This window comes from Falsirhodobacter sp. 20TX0035, from assembly GCF_028307215.1.
Lineage (GTDB): Bacteria > Pseudomonadota > Alphaproteobacteria > Rhodobacterales > Rhodobacteraceae > Falsirhodobacter.
Window position 1 is genome coordinate 1 of the sequence record NZ_JAQMHV010000040.1, and the last position, 286, is coordinate 286.

1 protein-coding gene is annotated in these 286 nt (G+C 47.9%); it reads right to left on the reverse strand.

The window, feature by feature from the left end; genetic code table 11:
* On the reverse strand, positions 1-286 hold a 286-nt coding region (locus PIJ50_RS16340), incomplete at both ends, for a fimbria/pilus outer membrane usher protein (protein WP_271976662.1).

A 286-nucleotide genomic window follows, 5' to 3' on the forward strand; every position in this document is an offset into this window, starting at 1 on the left:
GTTGGAAGAGGGGTAGAGATCGTTAATTTCAAAGGCACCCGCTGACACGTTGCTTTGATAGATCACATAACCATTTTGCCTGATAGTCACGATTGCACTACTGTTTGCGATACCGCGTACCGTTGGGGCAAATCCGCGCTGGCTGTTTGGCAACATATTATCGTCGGAAGCGAGTTGCACGCCAGTAAAGGTGTAGCTGGAAAAAATACTGCCGCTGGTGGCGCTTTCTCCCAGAAGCAACTGAGACTTCAACGCCTTGATATCACGTTGTAAATAACTACTGATG